This window comes from Oleiphilus sp. HI0128 (assembly GCF_001635365.1).
On sequence record NZ_LWGG01000296.1, the window covers coordinates 1 to 1,499 of the forward strand.

The following is a 1,499-nucleotide window of genomic DNA, read 5'->3' on the forward strand; positions in this document are numbered from 1 at the left end:
ACATAGTTCCTTTTGATCTCAAGTTAGATTTAGCTGCTCCCTACATGCTTGATGGGGCTCGTGCCAGTGGCAGCTCTGGTAAAGCAGTAAAATCAAATATTCACTACATTACGTTTCCAGTGTTCAAATTACTCGATATGTTTGGAGATTTACCTTGTTTAAAGAACAGCGAAGAACTAGATCTAGCATCCGTTTCAGAAGTCCTCCCATTTTTTCAAAATGACTTACTTTCGCTAAACGTTTTCCCCGAAACATTACTACTTTCTAACCCTGCCACAACATTAGCATGTATTGCTGATGCAGTAGCAGTAACAACGGCCACACCAATTGATAGCCTTTTTTATTGCCTTGGGGCTGGCCAACTATATCCGATTTCTGCTACAGCCATTGGCGACAATGTTGTTGGAGCCAATGCCGACAATGCAGCACGAGGGATCTATATTATGGGCCGCCACGGACTTCTTAAAGAGTATGCGCCTAATGGCTGTTACAGCAACTATAAAACAATCTGGACGAAAAGCCGTTATCGCTTCCATCTATGGAGCCCAATGAGACAAGGAAAATGCGCCCCCTTTGGATACCCTGAACTTGTCTGGACATCTGGCCTACCAGCAGACCAGCTTGATAATGACATGTCATTCATGATGTGGCGTAAAGTAGATTGCTGCACAATGGGAGGAAACTAAATGCGTTTAACTACTTTGTTTTTGTTATTAATATCGTGCTCTGCATTGGCAGAAATAGATGTTTCCAAGCATGTTGAAGACTCAACTAAAGCGTTTAAATCAAAAGTACAAAAACTCGTCGATAAAACAAAGCTGAATAATCAAAACCATGAAAAAAGCCTAGAGAAAATAGAAAAGTACATTAACTCAGAACAATATATAGCTAGACAGGCAGAACTATCTGAAAGAATTGGTGACTCACTTGGCATTGATATTGAAAAACCAAATAAAAATAGAACAGATGAAAGCCGAATTTTGCCCAAAGGACATAGCATTCTATTGTATGTCTCAAGCTCTATGCCTAAAGAAGTTATCCACCGCTATGCACTAGACCTCCACAAAATACAAGGCACAATTCTTATTCGTGGGCCAATTGGAGGCATCAGCAAGATGCTGCCTACCTCTCGATTTATCAGAGATGTTACTAAGCGTGATATGAGCTGTATTGATAAACCTGATAAACCTTGTGAGCGCTTAAATATAGCTATCCGAATAGATCCAAAGAGATTTGCTGAAAACAAAATTAACCAGGTTCCAGCATTAACCTTTGAAACCAATTACTCCGGTGATTTTTATTGCAATACCGGCCAACCCAAAAAGAGTAGTCACGTTGTCTATGGCGATTCAGAGTTGAGAGGCTTGTTATCAGCACTTTATGATATTAGCGAAGACAAAGCTCTTGAGTTGCCAATAGATATTCTGCGTGGAGTTGAAAAAGGACTTAATCAATCATGAAAAAAGCAATTCAAGATAGCTACCTAAAATACGTCATTG

General features: G+C 39.9%; 2 protein-coding genes. Both read left to right on the plus strand.

Annotated features, from left to right (window positions below; genetic code table 11):
- Positions 1-686, plus strand: a 686-nt coding sequence (locus A3763_RS03795; RefSeq protein WP_197482743.1) for a TraU family protein, incomplete at its 5' end; no start/stop codon positions are given.
- Positions 687-1,460 carry a TrbC family F-type conjugative pilus assembly protein gene (locus tag A3763_RS03800; RefSeq protein WP_068634359.1) on the plus strand — a complete coding sequence of 258 codons (774 nt, stop codon included), beginning with the start codon at positions 687-689 and terminating at the stop codon, positions 1,458-1,460.
- Positions 1,461-1,499: the final 39 nt, after the last annotated feature.